We start from the raw sequence: 18,272 nt of genomic DNA on the forward strand, positions 1-18,272 counted from the left end.
TCCTAAACGGGGACGGCTTCCGTGAGCGGCACGGCCGCGGGGCGTTCGCAGCTGCTGGCGATGGCCACGGAGCGGCCCGTGCGCGCGGATTCCAGCAGCGACTCCATGACGTCCAGGGCGTGGAAGGCGAGCCGTCCGCCGGCGCGCGGTTCCTCCCCGGCCGGGGTCAGGGCCAGATCCGCCAGGCCGAAGCCGCGGCCGGAGTCCACGTAGCCGCCGGAGACGGGCAGGGTTTCCCAGGCGCCGCCGTCGAGGGTCCGCAGCAGCACGTCGCCGTCAAAGTGGTTCGGGTCCGGCACCACCAGCGAACCGGCCGTCCCGTGCACCTCGATGTTGCTGGCCCGGGTGGCCACAGCGTCAAAGCTCATGACCAGCGTGGACAGCGCCCCCGACCGGTGGACCAGCACGCCGGTCACATGGGTGTCGGTGGTGACCGGGATGGCTTCCCCGGCACGCGGGCCCGTGCCGATGGTGCGTTCCGTGCGGGTGTGGCTGGCCGCCCCGATGACGGAAGCGACCGGCCCCAGCAGGGTGACGAGGGCCGAAACGTAGTAGGGCCCCATGTCCAGCAGCGGCCCGCCCCCGGGGACGTAGTAGAAATCGGGGTTGGGGTGCCAGCGCTCGTGCCCGGGCGTCACCATGGTGGCGGTGGCGGCGACGGGGGCGCCGATCAGACCGTCGTCAATCGCCTTGCGGGCGGTCTGTATGCCCGTGCCCAGCACCGTGTCGGGAGCGCTGCCCACCAGGACGCCGGCCGCCGCGGCGGCGGCCAGCACTTCCCGGCCCTCCGCCGTGGTGGCGGCCAGGGGCTTTTCGCCATAGACATGCTTCCCTGCGGCAATGGCGGCCAGCGCCACCTGCGCATGCGCGGCGGGGATGGTGAGGTTCAGGACCAAGTCCACCTCGGCGTCGTCCAGCAGCTCCTGCACGCCCAGGGCGCGGACGCCCGGCAGGCCTTCTGCCACGGCGCTGGCCCGGGCCGGGTCCAGGTCCGCCACCGCCACCAGCCGGACGGCGGGGAGGGCGGGGAATGTGGCCAGGTACTGGGCAATGATGTTGCCGCAGCCCACAATGCCGACGTTGAGGGGGGTGGTGTTGGGGGTGTTTAGCGGCTGGCCCACAGCATGCCTCTTTCGATGATGGTCTTGACGTTGGAATTTTGCAGGATGTCCACGTGGTGGCCGGGGGTCGCGACAAAGATGCGGCCCTTGCCCCACTGGCGGGTCCAGATGGCGGGGGAGGTGACCTCGCGGTGCCAGGGGTCCCATTCACGCACCATTTGCGTCGTGGTGGCGAGGACGTCGATGTAGCTGTCCGCGAGGACCCAGTACTGCTCGGTGGTGAGCTCGAAGTCGCCGATGCCCTCCGTGATGGGGTGCGTGGCGGCGGCCGGGGCCATGTTCACCGTGTACGGCACGTAGTTGTCGCCCTGCCCTCCGGTGCGTTCGTCCGGGTGCTTGCCTGGATGGCAGGCGAACTGGCCGCCGATCAGGTGCAGGTAGTCCGAGTTGTTGCGGTAGGAGTCCGCAATGCCGCCGTGCCAGCCGGCCATGCCCGTCCCTGCCTCGATGGCGGCGCGCAGGCCCTCGAACTCCAACCGTTCAATGGTGTTCATGGTGTTGCACTGGACAAGCAGGTCCACAGTGGCCATGTAGCCGGCGTCGGCATATACGGCCGGGCCTTCCTCGACCCGGACCGTGTAGCCGTTGGCTTCCAGGTGCGGGATGAAGAGGTTGGTGGCCTCGACGGGCTGGTGCCCGTCCCAGCCGCCGCGGACAATGAGTGCATTTTTGTGGTTCATGGCTTGCTTTCCTCGATGGTGGTCCATTGGCTGTTGTTGGCGGCGCTGTCCTCCACCGCGGCCAGCACGCGCTGCACGCCCAGGGCGTCCCGGAACGACGGCGTTGGCGCGGTTTTGTTGCCCAGTGCGGTCAGGAGGTCGGCAACCTGGTGGGTGAAGCCGTGTTCGTAGCCCAGGCCGTGGCCCGTGGGCCACCAGTGTCCGGCATAGGGATGGACAGGCTCAGTGACCAGGATGCGGTGGAAGCCGCGCGCATCTTCGGCGTCGGTGCCGTCATAGAACTGCAGGAAGTTCATGTCCTCAAAGTCGAACGCCACCGAGCCCAGTGAGCCGTTGACTTCCAGGCGCATGGCGTTCTTCCGGCCCAGGGCGGTGCGGGTGGCCTCAAACACCCCGATGGCGCCGCCGTCAAACCTCGCAGTGAACAGGGCAGCATCATCCACGGTGACCGGCCCGCGCGGCGTGTCCGCCGTGACGTCGCCGTGGCCGCCCAGGCCCACGAATTCGCCGCCCATCGGGCGTTCCTTCGTGAAGGTTTCCAGCAGCGCCGAGACGCCCGTGATGTTCAGCCCAGTGACGAACTGGGCGGCGTCAATGCTGTGGGCGCCAATGTCGCCCAGTGCCCCGGAACCGGACTTGGCCTTGTCCAGGCGCCACGTGAGGGGCGCATTCGCATCGCTGAGCCAGTCTTGGAGGTACTGCGCACGGACCTGGCGGACGGTGCCGAGCCGCCCGTCCGCCACCATGCGCTTCATCAGGGCCAGTGCAGGCGTGCGCCGGTAGGAGTAGCCGCACATGGCAAACACCCCGTGTGCGGCGGCTTCTTCGGCAACGGCTGTCATCTGCTCCGCCTCCGCGACGCTGTTTGCCAGCGGCTTTTCGCACAGGACGTGCTTGCCTGCCCTCAGGGCGGCGATGGCGATTTCCGCGTGCGTGTTGCCCGGCGTGCAGATGTCGATGAGGTCGATGTCGTCACGGTCGATGAGCGCCTGCCAGTCCGTCTCCACGGAGGCCCACCCCATGCGCTGTGCGGCCTGTTCCGCGCCGGCCCGGTTGCGCCCGGCAATGGCTGCAAGTTCCGGGACCAGCGGCAGCTCGAAGAAATGCGGCGCGGTGCGCCAGGCGTGGGAGTGCATGGCGCCCATGAAGGCATGTCCCACCATGCCCACCCGGAGTGCGGGGCGCGGATCCGTGGCGGTTTCCGCGCGGGTTGCCACCGTCATTTGCTGAACCCGGCCGTGAGGCCGCTGAGCAGCTGGCGCCGGCCCACCACGTACAGGACCAGGATGGGCAGCGTGGTCAGCACCACGGAGGCCAGCACGGCCGGGATGTTGACGCTGTATTCACCCTGGAACGTCCAAAGGGCCAGGGGCAGGACGCGCAGTTCCGGGCTTTGGGTCAGGATAAGCGGCAGCAGGAAGCCGTTCCAGACGCCCAGCCCGTTGTAGATGGCCACCGTGACGATGGCCGGCTTGGTGAGCGGGAGGGCCAGGCGCCACAGGGTCTGCCACTCGCTGCAGCCGTCCAGGCGCATGGACTCGAAGAGTTCGTTGGGCACGTCGCGGATGAAGTTGGCCATGATCAGCACGCTGAGCGGAATGGCAAAGGCGATGGAGGGCAGGATGATCGCCAGCAGGCTGTCATACAGGTGCATTCTGATGATCATCAGGTAGATCGGAATGATCACCGCCTGCAGCGGAATGGCCAGGCCCATGAGGAAGAGCCCGTTGACGGCCTTGAGGAAGCGGCCGCGGCCGCGGACGATGGCAAAGGAGGCCATGAAGGAAAAGGCCAGCGACGGGACTAGGGTGCCTGCGGTAATGAGGGCGCTGTTGAGGAAGTACCTGGCGAAATCCGACGCCAGCACCATCCTGTAGTTGTCCAGGGTGGGCGCCTTGGGCAGGGCCAGCGGGTTTTGGCCGAAATAGCCTGCCTGCGTCTTCAGGCTGGTGATGGCCACATAGTAGATGGGGATGATGATGACGGCCAGCCACAGCCAGCCGGCCGCGCCGGCGGGCAGGTTGAGCCTGCGCAGGCGCACCCCGGCCCTTCCCCGCACGCGAACGTCGCTTGCGGGTGCGGCTGCGGCCCTTTTGGTGATGACAGTTGCCATGTTACAAACCTTCCAATTGGCTGCCGGAGTTGTCCTTGCCGCCGATCCGCTGCAGGAGCAGGGCCAGGGCCAGGCCGATGGCCACCAGGATGACGGCCACGGCACTGGCCGGGCCCATCAGGTTGGCCTTGAAGCCCTTGAGGTACATGTCCAGGGCCAGGATCCTGGTGGAGTTGCCGGGCCCTCCTCCGGTGAGGACAAAGACCAGGTCGAAGTACGTCAGGGAACCAACCACCATCAGGGTTGAGGAGGTGATGATGGTGTACTTCAGCTGGGGCAGGGTGATGAAGAAGAACTGCTTGACCCGCCCGGCCCCGTCAATTTCGGCTGCCTCATAGAGTGACTTCGGGATCTGCCGGACGCCGCCCTGGTAAATCAGGGTGTGGAAGGGGACAAACTGCCACGCGATGACGAAGATGACCACGAAGAGCGCCAGCTCCGGCCGTCCCAGCCAGTCCTGTGCCAGGACAGGCAGCCCCAGCCCCTCGGCCAAGCCGAAGTTGGGGTCCAGGAGTGCCTTGTAGGCGATCGCGATGGCGGCTGAAGAAAGCAGCAGGGGCAGGAAATACAGCACCGCCAGCAGCGCCCGGTACTTCTGGTTCCCAGCCGTGAAGGTGCCCAGCAGCAGGCTGATGGGGGTCTGGACCAGCCAGGACACCACCATGATGATCAGCGTCAGCCACAGCGCGTTGTACATCAGCGGGTCCGTGAAGATGCCGAACCAGTTGGCCAGGCCGGCCAGGGAGATGGCGCCGATGCCGTCCCAGGTGGTGAAGCTGAGCAGGAGGACGCCCAGGAGGGGGAGCACGGCAAAGGCGAGGAAGAACACGAGGGCCGGGATGGCCAGCCAGGCAAGGGGCCCTGTGCGTCCCTTGCCGGGGCCCGCCGCCGCGGTGGTGCCGGCACTCATTTGCCCAGCGTCGCATTCATGGTGGCGGCGAACTGTTCCGGCGTAATCGACTTCACGAAGAGCTGGTCAATGCTGTTCAGGAGTGCCTCGGCGGCGGTGGGACTCAGCGCCTGGTCCCAGGACTGCTGGAAATTGGGGGCGTCCTTGCTTTGTGTGTACACGTACGTCAGGAAGTCCTTGTCCGCGGTGGCGGCCAGCTTGCCCTCAATCCCGGAGACAATGGGGACGCCGCCGTTCTGGATGTAGGCGTCAATCTCCGCGGGCGTGAACAGGCCCTCCTTGAAGAATTTCTTGGCAGTCTCCTTCTCGGCGTCGGTGGCCTTGGCCGAGATGGACTGGTAGTTCGCGGGGTTTCCCACGGTGTTCTTGGGGTCTCCCTTGCCGCCTTCCACCGTCGGGAAGTCCACCCAGCCCAGCTTTCCCGCCTGGACGAACCCGCCGCCGTCGTTCTTCATGCCTCCGTAGGTCCACGCGCCGTGGAGCATCATGGCTGCCTTGCCGGTGTACAGGAGTGCCTGGTCGGCGTTGCTGTCCGCTGTGATCGAGGAGAAGCCCTTGATGAAGCCGTTGGCGGAGACCAGCTCCTGGATCTTGGTCAGTGCCTCCAGGGCTGCGGGGTTTGACCAGGCGTTGGGCTTGCCCGCGAAGATGTCGTTGAAGACCGTGGGGCCGCCCACGCGGTCGAACATGAATTCCAGCCACATCATGGAGGTCCAGCGCGATTGCCCGCCCAGGGAGAGCGGGGCGATTCCCATGGCGTTGAACGTGGTGACCAGGGACATGAGGTCGGACCAGGTCTTCGGCGGCTGGACCTTGGCCTTGGCGAACAGTTCCTTGTTGTAGTAAAAGATGATGGGCGCCACGGTCTGGGTGGGGATGGCGTAGATCTTCCCGTCGACGGTGGCGGCGCCAAATGCCGAGGGGAACAACTTGGCCTTGACGTCGGGGTTGGCGTCAAACCAGGCGGTGAGGTCCTCCACCTGCCCGGCCTGTGCATACGACTTCAGGGTCCCGCCGCCCCAGCCGTAGATGATGGTGGGAGCCTGGCCGGCGCCGATGGCCGTCTTGATCTTGGTTTTGTAGGCGTCGTTCTGGAAGAACGTGAGCTTGATCTGCTTGTCCGCGTTGGCCTTGTTGAAGACATCGACGGTGTTCTTGCGGATGCCTTCGTTGGGCTGGCCGGTGAGCGACCACATGCTGGCGCCGCCGGTGGCGCCTGCACCGCCCGGGCCGGCAGTCCCGCAGGCGCTCAGCCCCCAGGCGGCCAGTGGCGCAGCCACAGCGAGGGAAAGGAATGACCTGCGGGAGGGTGAAATTGGTTCCATGGTGTCTCCGTTGGAAGTGGGCCGTCATTGGCGGTTCGAAACATTTCGCAACTAATTCTGCGATTGGGAAAAAGCTAGCCGTGTTCCGCGTCACATGTCAAGGACATTTTTAGCGGACTTGACGCCAACATGGTGATGACAGCAGAATTCAGGAAGAGAAACATTTCGAAAACCGGGAGTTGTGTTGAGCAAAGGTGAACAGCGGTCCAAGCCGGTGCTGGCCACAGTGGCGGCCTTGGCCGGAGTTTCGGCCCCCACAGTGTCCAAGGTCATCAACGGCAGGGATGACGTTGCGGCGGCAACCCGTGCGCGGGTCCAGGCGGCCCTGGACCAGCTGGGCTATGAGTCACCAGTCCAGCGGCGGGCCCGCTCGGCGGGGCCGGCCATGGTGGACCTGGTCATCGACGGGCTGGGCAGCCACTACTCGATCGAGGTCCTGGCGGGCCTGCTGGCCTACGCCGCGGACAGTGACGTGGAAGTGGTGGTCAGCAATGTGACGCCTGCCAAGCTGCACCGGGCCAACCATGAGGAATGGGCGCAGCGCATGGTGGAGGCCGGCAGGATGGGCCTGATCCTGGTCACTTCGCAGGTTACGGCCCGGCAGCTGGAGTCCTTCCAGCGCCGGAACATCCCCGTGGTGGTGATCGACCCGCTCAACCCGCCGCGGGCCGGCATTGTCAGCGTGGGCGCCACGAACTTTGCCGGCGGAAAGGCCGCGGCAGAGCACCTGCTGGGCCTGGGGCACAGCCGGATCGCCTTCCTGGGAGGCCCGGACGCCGCCGAATGCAGCGTGGCCCGGCTGCACGGCTACCTTGCCGCCCTCATGGGGCACGGCATTGCCTCGCGCCCCGAGTACGTGCTCACGGGCACTTTCCGGCAGGACTTTGGCGTGGCCGGCACCCGCACGCTGCTGGCCCTCGCCGAACGCCCCACGGCCATCTTTGCCGGAAATGACGTCATTGCCCTCGGCGTCCTGGACGAGGCCCGCCGCCATGGGCTGTCCGTGCCGGGGGACCTGAGCCTGGTGGGATTTGACGGAACCCCGCTGTGCGAACAGACCCTGCCCCGGCTCACCTCGGTGGCCCAGCCGCTGCGGGACATGGGCCGGGCCGCCCTGCGCTCCGTCATGAAGCTCTCCCGGGGGGAGGCGCTTGATTCGGCCCATGTGGAGCTGGCGACGGAACTGGTGGTCCGAGATTCCTCCGCGGCGCCGGGCGCGGTGGGGACGCGGCCCGGCAGCCACGCTAGGGTGGGGGCATGACCGAGCACTCATCCCTCATTCACGACCTCCCGTCCTTTACGGTGCGGCGCACCATCGTCTCCAGCATGGGCAACAACGTCTACCTGGTCACGGCCAAGGCGACGGGAGCCCAGATCCTCATCGACGCGGCCGACGACGCCCCCGCCATCCGCGCGCTCCTCCGAGACGCGGCGGCGGATGCACGGGCCGTTCCCGCCGTGAAGCTGATTGCCACCACGCACCGCCATTGGGACCACGTGCGGGCGTTGGCGGAAATTGTGACAGAGACCGGGGCGCCCACAGCCGCCGGCGCCGACGACGCCGCAGGCATTGCCGCCGAATGCGGCGTGTCCACGGACCGCCCGCTGCACGACGGCGGCGTCCTCGCCGTGGACGGGATCGAACTGGACACCGTGCACCTGCGCGGCCACACCCCGGGCTCCATCGCCTACGTCCTGCACGACGCCGGCAGCACGTTGATTTTCAGCGGCGACTCGCTTTTTCCCGGCGGCGTGGGCAACACCGAGCAGGACCCGCAGCGTTTCACCTCCCTGCTGGACGACGTGGAGCAGCGGCTCTTTGGCCGCTATGGCGACGCCGCGGTGGTGCTGCCCGGCCACGGCGATCCCACCACGCTGGGAGCGGAGCGGCCCGCCCTTCCCCAGTGGCGCGAGCGGGGCTGGTAGCCGCGTCACCTAAGCTGGTGGCATGTACTCCATAGTGGTGAAATTCCAGCACTTTGCCGCCGGCCTGCAGTCCGGTTGAACCCCATTGCCCTTCGACCTTGACGCAATCGGTGCCGGGCTGGCCTTCGCCACGTCCCTGCCCGCACTCACCCGCAGCCTCACGGGCCCGCACGCCACCGGGGCGGCCGTGGTCCAGGCGCCCCCGGGGACAGGCAAGACCACGCTGGTGCCGCCGCTGCTGGCCACGCTGCTGGATGCGGGGCCGGGCCGGCGCATCGTTGTCACCCAGCCGCGCCGCGTGGCCGCCAGGGCGGCGGCGCGGCGGTTGGCGGCCCTCGACGGCAGCCCCCTCGGCGGCAGGGTGGGGTACACCGTGCGCGGCGAACGCCACACGGGCCCCGGCACCGTGGTCGAGTTTGTCACCCCGGGCATCCTCCTGCGCCGCCTCCTGGACGATCCGGGGCTGGACGGCACGGCCGCGGTCGTGCTGGACGAGGTGCACGAGCGCGGCCTGGAAACCGACCTCCTGGTGGGCATGCTCGCCGAGGTCCGCCAGCTGCGCAGCGAGCTGACGCTGGTGGCCATGTCCGCCACCCTGGACGCACCGCGGTTTGCCGCGCTCCTGACGGACGACGGCGGCGTCTCGGCCCCCGTGGTCGACTGCCCGTCTGCGCTGTTCCCCCTTGAGGTCACGTGGGCCCCCGCCCCGCAACCCCGGCTGGACGGGCGCGGGGTGGCACGGTCCTTTTTGGACCATGTGGCTCGCACCGCCGCTGCCGCCCACTCCGCAGCCCTGGCCAACGATGCAGGCGTGGACGCCCTGGTTTTTGCCCCCGGCGCCTGGGAAGTGGCCCACATTGCGGCGAGCCTGCGCGCCCTCACGGCGGGTAGCGGCCGCAGGACGGAAGTCCTTGAGCTGCACGGGCAGGTCCCCCCGGCGGCCCAGGACCGGGCCATTTCCGGACGGGAACCCGGCGGGCCGGCGAGGATCATTGTCTCCACCTCCCTTGCGGAGTCGTCCCTGACAGTGCCGGGCGTGAGCCTGGTCATTGACTCCGGCCTGTCCCGGGAGCCCCGCCGCGATGCTGCACGGGGCATGTCCGGGCTGGTGACGGTGTCCTGTTCGCAGGCGTCGGCCCGGCAGCGGGCCGGGCGCGCAGCGCGCCAGGGTCCCGGAACCGTGGTTCGCTGCTACGACGAAAGGGCTTTCGGTGCAGCTCCCGCCCACCAGACACCGGAGATGGCGGTGGCCGACCTGACCCAGGCAGCCCTCATCCTGGCGTGCTGGGGTGCGCCCGCCGGCCGTGGCCTGGCCCTTCCCGACCCGCCGCCCGCGGCAGCCATGGCCGATGCCGCCGCCGTGCTGCGCGGGCTGGGTGCCGTGGCATCCGCAGGGGATGCCGTGGATGCCCTGGCCACGCCTCTGGGCAAGACCCTTGCCCGCATACCCGCCGACCCCCGTCTGGCCCGGGCCCTGCTGGACGGGGCCGCCGCCGTCGGGGTCAAAAGGGCGGCCGAGGCCGTGGCACTTGTAGCGGGGGACCTTCGCGCGCCCGGGGCTGACCTGACGTCATTGCTGCGTGAACTCCGGGCCGGGCACCACCCGGGTGGCGCCCGCTGGGGCGACGATGTGCGGCGGCTTGAGGGGATCGCACGGAAGGCGGACGGTGCTGCGCGGCCGGCCCCAACGTTCCCGGTGGCTGAGGGGGAGTCAGTGGCCTTCGTGGTGGCCTTGGCATTTCCGGACCGGGTGGCCCGGAAGGTCCCGGGACCGGGAAACCAGTATCTGCTGGCGTCGGGCACCCGGGCGGGCCTGCCGGCCGGGAGCGCGCTGGCCGGACACACCTGGCTGGCGGTGGCCGAGGTGTCCCGCGCCCAGGGGCGGGACGCTGCCGGCACCGGGGCCGTGATCCGGTCCGCCGCTCCGTTGGAAGAGGCTGCCGTGCTGGATGCGGCACGGGCGCTGTTCGTGGAATCAGTGGAGGCGCAGTTTTCCAAAGGCGTGGTCACGGCCCGCCGGGAGCGGCGCCTTGGCGCCATTCTCCTGTCCTCGACCCCGCTCAAGCCCTCCCGCGCACAGGGGCGGGCTGCCGTTGCCACGGCACTGCAGACGGACGGGCTGGCATTGCTGGACTGGTCCGGCCCGGCAGATGCGCTGCGGCGCCGGCTGGGCCTGCTCCACCGCATCCTGGGGGAGCCGTGGCCCGCGATGGACGACACGGCGCTCCTGGACCGGCTTGAGGACTGGCTGGCCCCCGAACTGGAGCGGATCGCCGGAGGGACGCCCGCGGCTTCAATCCGGCTGGCTGATCCGCTGCGGCGGCTGCTGCCCTGGCCCGAAGCAGCCCGCCTGGGCGAGCTGGCACCCGAGCGGCTGGAAGTTCCCAGCGGGTCCCGGGTGACGATCGACTATCCGGACGTTGCGGACGCCGACGCAACGCCTGTCGTGGCCGTGAAGCTGCAGGAATGCTTCGGCTGGGTGGAGACGCCGCGCCTGGTGTCCGGGCGGGTGCCCGTGCTGTTCCACCTGCTCTCTCCGGCCGGCCGCCCCCTCGCGGTGACGGCCGACCTGGCCTCCTTCTGGTCCGGACCCTATGCCCAGGTCCGCGCCGAAATGCGCGGACGCTACCCCAGGCACCCGTGGCCCGAGGATCCGTGGACGGCGCGGCCCACGGCAAAGGTGAAGGGCAGGATGTAGCGTGCCGGCGGGATCAGCCTGCCCGGCTGGTGCCATGGTGGGTGGCCGAGCGCCATGAGTTGTCCGGCAGGTGGGAGCTGGCCTGCGCTCCCATCCGGGCCATGCCGCCGTCGACCTCCCAGGAGGCGCCCGTGACGTAGCCGGACGCGGGGGAGGCCAGGAACGCGACCACGTCGGCCACCTCCTCCGCCGTGCCGGCATGGCCCAGCGGAATGCCGGGCCGGGGGATGTCGTGTGCATGCCGGAGCTCCGATGGGGGCAAATGTGTTGCAATCTCCCCGGGCGCCACGGAATTGGCCGTGATGCCATGCTGGGCCAGTTCCACCGCCAGCACCTTGACCAGCCCTTCGAGGCCGTGCTTTGAGGCACAATACGCGCCGAAGCCAAACCTGGGCTGGTGGGCGTGGATGCTGGTGACCGCGATGAGCCTGCCGCCTGTGCCGCCGTCGACCAGCAGGCGCGCCGCCTGCTGCAGGCACCTGAAGGCGCCGTTGAGGTTGGTGTCCAGGACTCGCTGCCAGTCGGCCGGGGAGGTGTCCAGCACGGAACTGTTCAGCCCCACCCCCACGTTGTTCACGAACACGCCAAGGCCGCCGAGTGTCCCGGCCAGCCTGCTGACGGCGGGCGCGCACGTGTCAAGCTCGGTGGTGTCCAGCCACACGGAGGTGCTGCGGCGTCCCAGCTGCCCAATGCGCAAGGAGGTGTCGGCGGCGCCCGCTTCGTCGTCGTGCCAGGTGAAGCCGACGTTGAAGCCGTCCCGCGCCAAGGCCAGGGCCGTGGCCTTGCCGATGCCGCTGTCGGCACCGGTCACTATGGCACACCGTGGGTAACCGGCGGGGGGAGCGCCGACGTCGGGCACCGGGACACCCACAGTCCGGCTACTTTGCCTTGTTGGCGGCCGAACGCTCCGTTTTGGCACCCGCGTTCAGGAGGTCGCCGTCGTCGTCCTCCAGGTGGGCGCGCATGAACCACTGGAAAAGCTCCAGCTTGGCGCACTGGTTGATGATCATGTCCTCCGTGATCGGGTCCAGGGCGCCAATCTCCGCCAGGGCCTTTCGGTGGCTCTTCAGGAAGCCCGTGTAGACCACGTCCAGGGCGGCCAGGTGGGCGGCGGTGCCGGCCCGGCCGATGGCGTAATCGTCCCAGGTGCGCGCGGCCACCAGGGCGCCGGGCAGCCCGTTGGGGGACATGCCCAGGGTGGCCATGCGCTCGGCAGTTTCGTCAATCATGCCCCGCACCTGATCCACCTGCGGGTCAAGCATCTCGTGCACGGCAATGAAGTCCCGGCCCACCACGTTCCAGTGGGCGTGCTTGAGCGTCAGGGCAAGGTCATTGAGGGCGTGCAGCCGGGGCTGCAAAACCTCGGCCACCTTGTGCCCGTCCTGCAGGGAAAGGCCCGGGACGGTGTATCCGGTGTGTGAGGTCCTCTTGACAACCATGTGCAGCTCCTTGTGTGTCCTTGCATGAAATTGCGGCAGGTTCAGGCCCGTGCGGACAGGCCCTGTTGCTCGCGCCGGCAGCGTTGCCCGGCTTTGGCACAACGCTAGTCAAACCGGCCCGTGGCGTCTAGGGCAAAGCGCGCCAAGGATGGCAAAGTAGAGCCATGAACCACGATCAACAGCAAGTGCCCCAGCGTCTCATCTATGGCTGCATGGGCCTGGGCGGCGAGTGGAGCGGCAGCGACTACGGCACGGCCCAGGTGGACCAGGCCGCGGCTGCCATCGAGGCGGCGCGCCAGGCAGGCGTGGGACTCTTTGATCACGCCGACATCTACCGCAGCGGCAAATCGGAGGCTGTTTTCGGCGAGGTCCTGGCCGCAACTCCCGGGCTGAGGGAGAAAATTCTGCTGCAGACCAAATGTGGCATCCGGCACGGCGGCAACGGGCTGCCCGGCCGCTACGACTTCAGCGCTGAAAACATCCTGGCCCGCGTGGGCGAAAGCCTGCAGCGGCTGCGCACCGACCATGTCGACATCCTGCTGCTGCACCGCCCCGACCCGCTCATGGATGTGCGGGAGCTGGCCACAACCGTGGCGCAGCTCATGGCCGAGGGCAAGGTGCTTGCGCTGGGCGTGTCCAACATGTCGGCTGCGCAAATTGCGTTCCTGGAGGACCGACTGGAGACGCCCGTGGTGGCCAACCAGCTGGAAATGGGCCTGGGCAACCGCGCCTGGGTGGAAAGCTCCGTCCTGGTGAACCGGGGCGAAGGGCTCGACGCCGGATTCCCGCATGGGACGCTGGAATATGCGGCCACGCACGGCGTTGAGCTGCAGGCCTATGGCTCGCTGGCGCAGGGCCGGTACACCGGGCGCCCGCCGGGGGGCCCGGACGACGCCGCCACCTCCGCGCTGGTGGAATCCCTTGCCGCAGAGCACAAGACAACCCGCGAGGCCGTGGTGCTGGGCTGGCTCATGAAGCATCCGGCCCGGATTTCCCCCGTCATCGGCACCACCGACCCGGCCCGCATTGCCGCCTGTGCCGATGCCGCCCGCGTGGCCGCGGCCATGACCCGCACCGAGTGGTACGGGCTCTGGGTGGCCGCGCGCGGCGCCGAGCTGCCGTAGGTGTGCGGTGCTAGAAGATCGCATTGATGATGTTCCAGCCATGGCCGACGGCGGTGCGCGGGTACCAGGAGGCGGTCCCGTTGCGCGCGTACAGCCACAGGGCGCCGGCCGGGTCCCGTGCGAGCACGTCCGGTGTCCGGTCCCCGTTGAAATCGCCCGGCGCCATGACGGCCGTCATGGCGTTCCACCCGCTGCCCACTTTGACGCGCGGCAGCCAGCCTCCGTGGCCGTTGCCCGGGTACAGCCACAGGGTGCCTGTGGCAGTTTCCCGGGCCAGGACGTCTGCCGTGCCGTCACCATTAAAGTCCCCGGGGCCGAGAAGTGCATTGAACATGCCCCAGCCGCTGCCCACCTTGACGCGCGGCAGCCAACCCCCATGCCCGTTGCCCGGATACAGCCACAGGGCGCCGGTGGCAGTCTCACGGGCCAGAATGTCCGCTTTTTGGTCTCCATTGAAATCACCCGGCCCCCACACCGCATTGAAAATGTTCCAGCCGTTGCCAATGTGAACCCGCGGCAGCCAGCCGCCGCGGCCGTTGCCCGGGTATAGCCACAAGGCACCGGAGGCAGCCTCCCTGGCCACCACGTCGCCGTACCCGTCCCCGTTGAAGTCGCCCACGGTGTCCACGGCGTCCATGCCCTGCCAGCCATTGCCGATGGCTGAGGTGCCGGCAAAGCCTCCCCGGCCGTTTCCCGCATAAAGGCTCAGTGCGCCGGTCCCGGCAACCCGGGCCAGGACATCGGTGTTCCAGTCCCCATTGAAATCGCCGGTGGATGTCGTCAGGGAGGAACCCGGAATGGCCAGCGGCCCGAAAGCGTAGGGGCTGCAGGTGATGTCATAGTCACGGACGTCGTCGTACCACTGGGCCAGGTACACATGCCCGCCGGAGAAACTGGGCCTGGCGCACATGTCCAGTGCCTCGGCGGGGTAGTCCAGCCGGCCGGCAGTGGCCCAGACGGGCACGCCCGGCAACTGCCATGACCCGGTGATTGCCTGCCAACCCGAAGCAAAGGAGTACAGGCCGTAGGCAAAGCCCGCATCGTGCAGCCCGCGCATCAGGCCCTCCACCACCAGACGGTTCTCGCGTTGCTGTGCGGCGGTAGCTGAGGGCCACGGCTGCGCGGGGCGGGACTCCACGTCAATCCAGACCACGGGTGGGCGGAAGCCGGCGGCTGCCAGGCTTGCTGCAGCCGCCACGGCCTCGGCATAGCCGGCGTTGGACAGCCGGGCGTCCCGCGTGGTGGCGGCCCATGGGCCGCGGCCTCCATAGGTGGAAAGCTGTGCCGCCGTCGGGAAGGCGGCCATGGCATACGCCTGTGCCGGTTTCCCGTTGGCCCTGGCCCACGCGACCTGGGACGAAAGGCAGGGATTGACGGTGAACGGCAATCCGCGGCTCAGGCCCATGACGGCGAACTGGGCTGACGCTGGTGGAAGGGGCAGGCCATAACCGCCCAATGAGGTGGGGCACTGCGGCCAGGAAACGTCATTCCCGGACAGGGACACGGCCTGTGCGGGAGCGGCTGTGGCCAACACCCCACTGGTGGCCAGGCCCAGCCCCAGCACGGCAGTGGCTGCCAAGCCGGCGAGCAGGCGCCCGGCCCGCGGCGGGTGTCGGTTTCCGCGCATGCCATTCACCTCCGAACTGTGTGAATAGCTCCCAGTCAAGCATTGCCGGCACCGCCCGGCCAGAACGGCGGCATTGCAACTTGGCCACGGATTGCCCGTCAGCCGGCTCCCTATTCGAAGCGGGAGGCGTCGCCCATGCCGTGCCGCACCACTTCGGCGTAGCCGCTGGAGAAGTCCACCACCGTGGTGGGCTCCGCGCCCACATCACCGGAGTCAATGACGGCGTCCACCACATGGTCCAGGGCTTCCTTGATTTCCCAGCCCTGTGTCAGCGGCGTCTCCTCGTCGGGCAGCAGGAGGGTGCTGGAGAGGAGCGGCTCGCCCAGTTCGTCGAGGATGGCGTGAATGAGGCGGCTGTCCGGAATGCGTACACCCACCGTCTTTTTCTTCGGGTGGGCCAGCCGGCGCGGCACCTCCTTGGTGGCAGGCAGGATGAAGGTGTACGGCCCGGGCGTCACGGCCTTGATGGCGCGGAAAATGTCGTTGTCCACCATGACAAACTGGCCCAGTTGCGCAAAATCCTTGCATACCAGGGTGAAGTGGTGCTTGCTGTCGAGCCGGCGGATGGACCGGATCCGGTCCAGGGCGTCCCGGTTGCCGATCTGGGCACCCAGCGCGTAGCAGGAGTCCGTTGGATAGGCGATCAGCCCGCCCGACTTTAGCAGGGCCACCACCTGGGCCACCGAGCGCGGCTGCGGGTCGTCGGGATGGATGTCGAAGAATTTGGCCATGCACGCAAGCTTACGTCCACTGGTGCGGCGGCCCGGGGATTGCCCTCTTTCAGTGCGGTTGGAAGGGGATGTGTCCAATGTCACCCGGCCAGTCCAGGACCGGGTTTTGGCCCCATTTGCGGGCTACATGCCGGTGACGTCCAGCTAATTCCCACGGAATGGGCGCAAGCTGTTGAAGTGGCCCTGTGCCACCGCACGAATGATTGAGCCGAACGTCGCCACAGGAAGGCCCCGCCGCATGACCCCTTCATCCCCAGGCACCAAACCACGTTCCGTCTGGCGGGACAGCGGATCCACCCTCGGCATGCTGGCCACGCTGCTGGCTGTCTGCGGTGTCTGCGGCGTGCTGGTGGCGGCCCTGTTGGTGCCGGCCGGGGCCATGGCGACGGCGGCAGTTGTGGGGACCAACACCATGCTGGACCAGACGCCCAGCGCCTTGAACCTGAGTGCTCCGGCACAATCCACCAAGGTGCTGGCAAACGACGGCTCACTCATTGCCACCTTCTTCGAGCAGGACCGGCAGGAAGTGTCCTTGGCGGACATGTCGCCCTACATCAAGAACGGCGTGGTGGCCATTGAGGACGCCCGCTTCTACCAGCACGGCGGCATTGACCTGACAGGCATCATGCGGGCGCTGGCTGCCACCGTCCAGGGTGGGCGCGAAGGCGCCTCCACCATCACCCAGCAATACGTCAACAACGTGATCATCGAACAATTGGTTGCAGCGGGAAACACCAGCGCCGTCAAGCTGGGCCAGCAGAAGACCGTTGCGGACAAGCTGAACGAGATCAAGCTGGCCATCGGGCTGGAAAAGAAGATGTCCAAGGACCAGATCCTTGCCGGCTACCTGAACATCATTTACTTCGGCAACGGGGCCTACGGCATCCAGGCAGCCTCCAAACTGTACTTCAACGTCAACGCCAAGGACCTCACCCTGCCCCAGGCTGCCGCCCTGGCCGGGGTGGTCAACAGCCCCGCGTATTACGATCCGCTGACCCAACCAGACCATGTGGTCACCCGCCGCAACGCCGTGTTGGACAAGATGCTGGCACAAAAGAAGATCACCCAAAAAGAGCACGACGCCGCCGTGAAGGCACCCTTGAAGCTCAACGTCAACAGGCCCTCACAGGGCTGCGTGGCCGCCGCCACCGCCCCCTACTTCTGTGACTATGTCCAGCAGCTGGTGCTCAACGACCCCGCCTTCGGTGCCACGCCGGACGAACGCAGCAAATTCCTCTACCAGGGCGGGCTGACCATCAAGACCACCCTGGATCCGGCCTTGCAAAAGGTGGCCCAGGAAAAGGTCGACGCCACCATCTCCGCGGCGGACCCGCTGCAGCGCGGCGCCGCCGTGGTCAGTGTGCAGCCGGGCACCGGCAAGGTCCTGACCATGGCGCAAAACACCATTTACAACCCTGCCTCGAAGCCGGGGAACTACATGGGCAACTTTGCGTTGCCGCTCAATGACGCCAAGGGCAATTCCCTGCATGGGGCCGGCGGCTTCCAGATCGGCTCAACATTCAAGCCCATCGTGTACGCCGAATGGCTCAACTCAGGCCATTCCATGATGACCATGGTCAACGGTGCGGTGCGGGACTATCCGGTGGGCTACAACTGGAAGAACACCTGTGGGAAAACCACGGGCAGCTATGACCCAGCCTCCGGGACAAAGCTGCTGCCCAACGACGACCCCAACCACTACTACCCCATGACGGCCCTGGAAGGGCTGTACAACTCCATCAACACCATCACCTTCCAGACGGCTGCCGCCCTGGACTTTTGCAACATCCAAAAGATGGCGACGGCGGCCGGAATCGCCGACGGCGCCACGAACAAGCCCTACGACCTGAGCAACATCTCCAACCTGATCGGCAGCGAGAACGTGGCCCCCATCAACATGGCCACCATGATGGCCACGTTTGCCAGCGGCGGCGTGCGCTGCGACCCGATCGCCCTCACCTCCATCACGGACAAGACCGGCAAGAGCTACCCGGTGCCGGGCGCCAACTGCCAGCAGACCATCTCCAAGGACGTGGCGAACGGTGTGAAGTACACGCTGCAGCAAATGCTGGTCAGGGGCTCCGGATACCTGATCCCACTCAACGACAAGGCCACGGCCTTCGCCAAGACCGGCACCACGGACGGCAATACCAACACCTGGACCATCGGCGCCAACTCCGGCATTTCCACGGCTTCGTGGTTTGGCAGCTACAAGGGCATCGGACCGTTCTGGGTCAACCAGGACATCACCATCAATGGCCATTACTGGGTGGGGGTGGACGGCGCCAACCTGGCCGGCACCCAATGGGCAGGCGTCATGAACGCCGCGGCCGGCATCCCGGCCTACGCCGCCCAGCCCCTGGAGCAGCCACCGGCTACCATGCTGGCCAACACGGCACCCCTGGTGGTGGGCGTCAACGACCCCAAGGGCACCGACGCCCCCGTCCAGCCCGTGGTGCCGCCGGCGAACACCGCGACCCAGGCGCCTGCCCAACAGCAGCCGGCGCCGCCGGCCACCCAAGCGCCGCAGCCCACCTCGCCGGCCACCAAGCCGGGCAAGGGCAAGAAGGGCTAGCCA

Annotated in this window: 15 protein-coding genes; 5 read left to right on the plus strand and 10 right to left on the minus strand. The window is 67.8% G+C overall.

Annotation, left to right across the window (positions count from 1 at the left end; all coding sequences use genetic code 11):
• Positions 1–2: 2 nt before the first annotated feature.
• Genes LPN03_RS06625 through LPN03_RS06650 form a run of 6 tightly spaced genes read right to left on the minus strand, consistent with a single transcriptional unit; the run spans position 3 to position 6,149 of the window.
• On the minus strand, positions 3–1,121 hold the full coding sequence (locus LPN03_RS06625; protein ID WP_262453616.1) for a Gfo/Idh/MocA family protein: 1,119 nt from the start codon (positions 1,119–1,121) through the stop codon (positions 3–5).
• A complete protein-coding gene (locus tag LPN03_RS06630) occupies positions 1,106–1,801 on the minus strand; it encodes a ThuA domain-containing protein (protein WP_262453617.1) in 696 nt (231 codons plus the stop codon). The genes LPN03_RS06625 and LPN03_RS06630 overlap by 16 nt, the downstream gene beginning before the upstream one ends.
• Positions 1,798–3,024, minus strand: coding sequence for a Gfo/Idh/MocA family protein (locus tag LPN03_RS06635; RefSeq protein ID WP_262453618.1), 1,227 nt, complete (start codon positions 3,022–3,024; stop codon positions 1,798–1,800). The genes LPN03_RS06630 and LPN03_RS06635 overlap by 4 nt, the downstream gene beginning before the upstream one ends.
• Positions 3,021–3,914: a carbohydrate ABC transporter permease gene (locus tag LPN03_RS06640; protein ID WP_262453619.1), complete on the minus strand. Its 894-nt coding sequence runs from the start codon at positions 3,912–3,914 to the stop codon at positions 3,021–3,023. Before LPN03_RS06640 ends, LPN03_RS06635 begins: the two co-directional genes overlap by 4 nt.
• A 1-nt stretch (position 3,915) precedes the next feature.
• A complete protein-coding gene (locus tag LPN03_RS06645; protein WP_262453620.1) occupies positions 3,916–4,824 on the minus strand; it encodes a carbohydrate ABC transporter permease in 909 nt (302 codons plus the stop codon).
• On the minus strand, positions 4,821–6,149 hold the full coding sequence (locus LPN03_RS06650) for an extracellular solute-binding protein (RefSeq protein ID WP_262453621.1): 1,329 nt from the start codon (positions 6,147–6,149) through the stop codon (positions 4,821–4,823). The genes LPN03_RS06645 and LPN03_RS06650 overlap by 4 nt, the downstream gene beginning before the upstream one ends.
• Before the next feature lie 181 nt (positions 6,150–6,330).
• Here LPN03_RS06650 and LPN03_RS06655 point away from each other — a divergent pair, with 181 nt between their 5' ends.
• The 3 genes from LPN03_RS06655 (at position 6,331) to hrpB (ending at position 10,773) form a co-directional block, all read left to right on the plus strand.
• A complete protein-coding gene (locus LPN03_RS06655; RefSeq protein WP_316255623.1) occupies positions 6,331–7,410 on the plus strand; it encodes a LacI family DNA-binding transcriptional regulator in 1,080 nt (359 codons plus the stop codon).
• The gene (locus tag LPN03_RS06660) at positions 7,407–8,075 is read left to right on the plus strand and encodes an MBL fold metallo-hydrolase (RefSeq protein WP_262453623.1); all 669 of its coding nucleotides are present in this window, start codon (positions 7,407–7,409) and stop codon (positions 8,073–8,075) included. The genes LPN03_RS06655 and LPN03_RS06660 overlap by 4 nt, the downstream gene beginning before the upstream one ends.
• Positions 8,076–8,160: 85 nt before the next feature.
• Positions 8,161–10,773: an ATP-dependent helicase HrpB gene (hrpB, locus tag LPN03_RS06665; protein WP_262453624.1), complete on the plus strand. Its 2,613-nt coding sequence runs from the start codon at positions 8,161–8,163 to the stop codon at positions 10,771–10,773.
• Between the two features lie 13 nt (positions 10,774–10,786).
• Here hrpB and LPN03_RS06670 read toward each other — a convergent pair whose 3' ends face one another.
• Positions 10,787–11,644, minus strand: coding sequence for an SDR family oxidoreductase (locus tag LPN03_RS06670; RefSeq protein WP_410468568.1), 858 nt, complete (start codon positions 11,642–11,644; stop codon positions 10,787–10,789).
• A 7-nt stretch (positions 11,645–11,651) separates the two neighbouring features.
• A complete protein-coding gene (locus tag LPN03_RS06675; protein ID WP_262453625.1) occupies positions 11,652–12,212 on the minus strand; it encodes a Dps family protein in 561 nt (186 codons plus the stop codon).
• A 164-nt stretch (positions 12,213–12,376) separates the two neighbouring features.
• Between LPN03_RS06675 and LPN03_RS06680 the strand changes: the two genes are divergently transcribed.
• Positions 12,377–13,336: an aldo/keto reductase family oxidoreductase gene (locus LPN03_RS06680; protein ID WP_262453626.1), complete on the plus strand. Its 960-nt coding sequence runs from the start codon at positions 12,377–12,379 to the stop codon at positions 13,334–13,336.
• Between the two features lie 10 nt (positions 13,337–13,346).
• Here the strand turns inward: LPN03_RS06680 and LPN03_RS06685 are convergent, their stop codons facing one another.
• Both LPN03_RS06685 and LPN03_RS06690 read right to left on the minus strand, forming a co-directional pair.
• A complete protein-coding gene (locus LPN03_RS06685; RefSeq protein ID WP_262453627.1) occupies positions 13,347–14,963 on the minus strand; it encodes an FG-GAP-like repeat-containing protein in 1,617 nt (538 codons plus the stop codon).
• A gap of 110 nt (positions 14,964–15,073) precedes the next feature.
• Positions 15,074–15,694 (minus strand): L-threonylcarbamoyladenylate synthase, encoded by a 621-nt coding sequence (locus LPN03_RS06690; RefSeq protein WP_262453628.1) that lies wholly within the window; start codon positions 15,692–15,694, stop codon positions 15,074–15,076.
• Positions 15,695–15,932: 238 nt separating this feature from the next.
• On the opposite strand from LPN03_RS06690, the gene LPN03_RS06695 reads away from it, so the two are divergent.
• Positions 15,933–18,269 (plus strand): transglycosylase domain-containing protein, encoded by a 2,337-nt coding sequence (locus LPN03_RS06695; protein WP_165182537.1) that lies wholly within the window; start codon positions 15,933–15,935, stop codon positions 18,267–18,269.
• Positions 18,270–18,272 lie beyond the last annotated feature (3 nt).

The sequence above is a fragment of the Arthrobacter sp. A2-55 genome (genome assembly GCF_025548615.1).
In the GTDB taxonomy this organism is placed as follows: Bacteria; Actinomycetota; Actinomycetes; order Actinomycetales; family Micrococcaceae; genus Specibacter; species Specibacter silviterrae.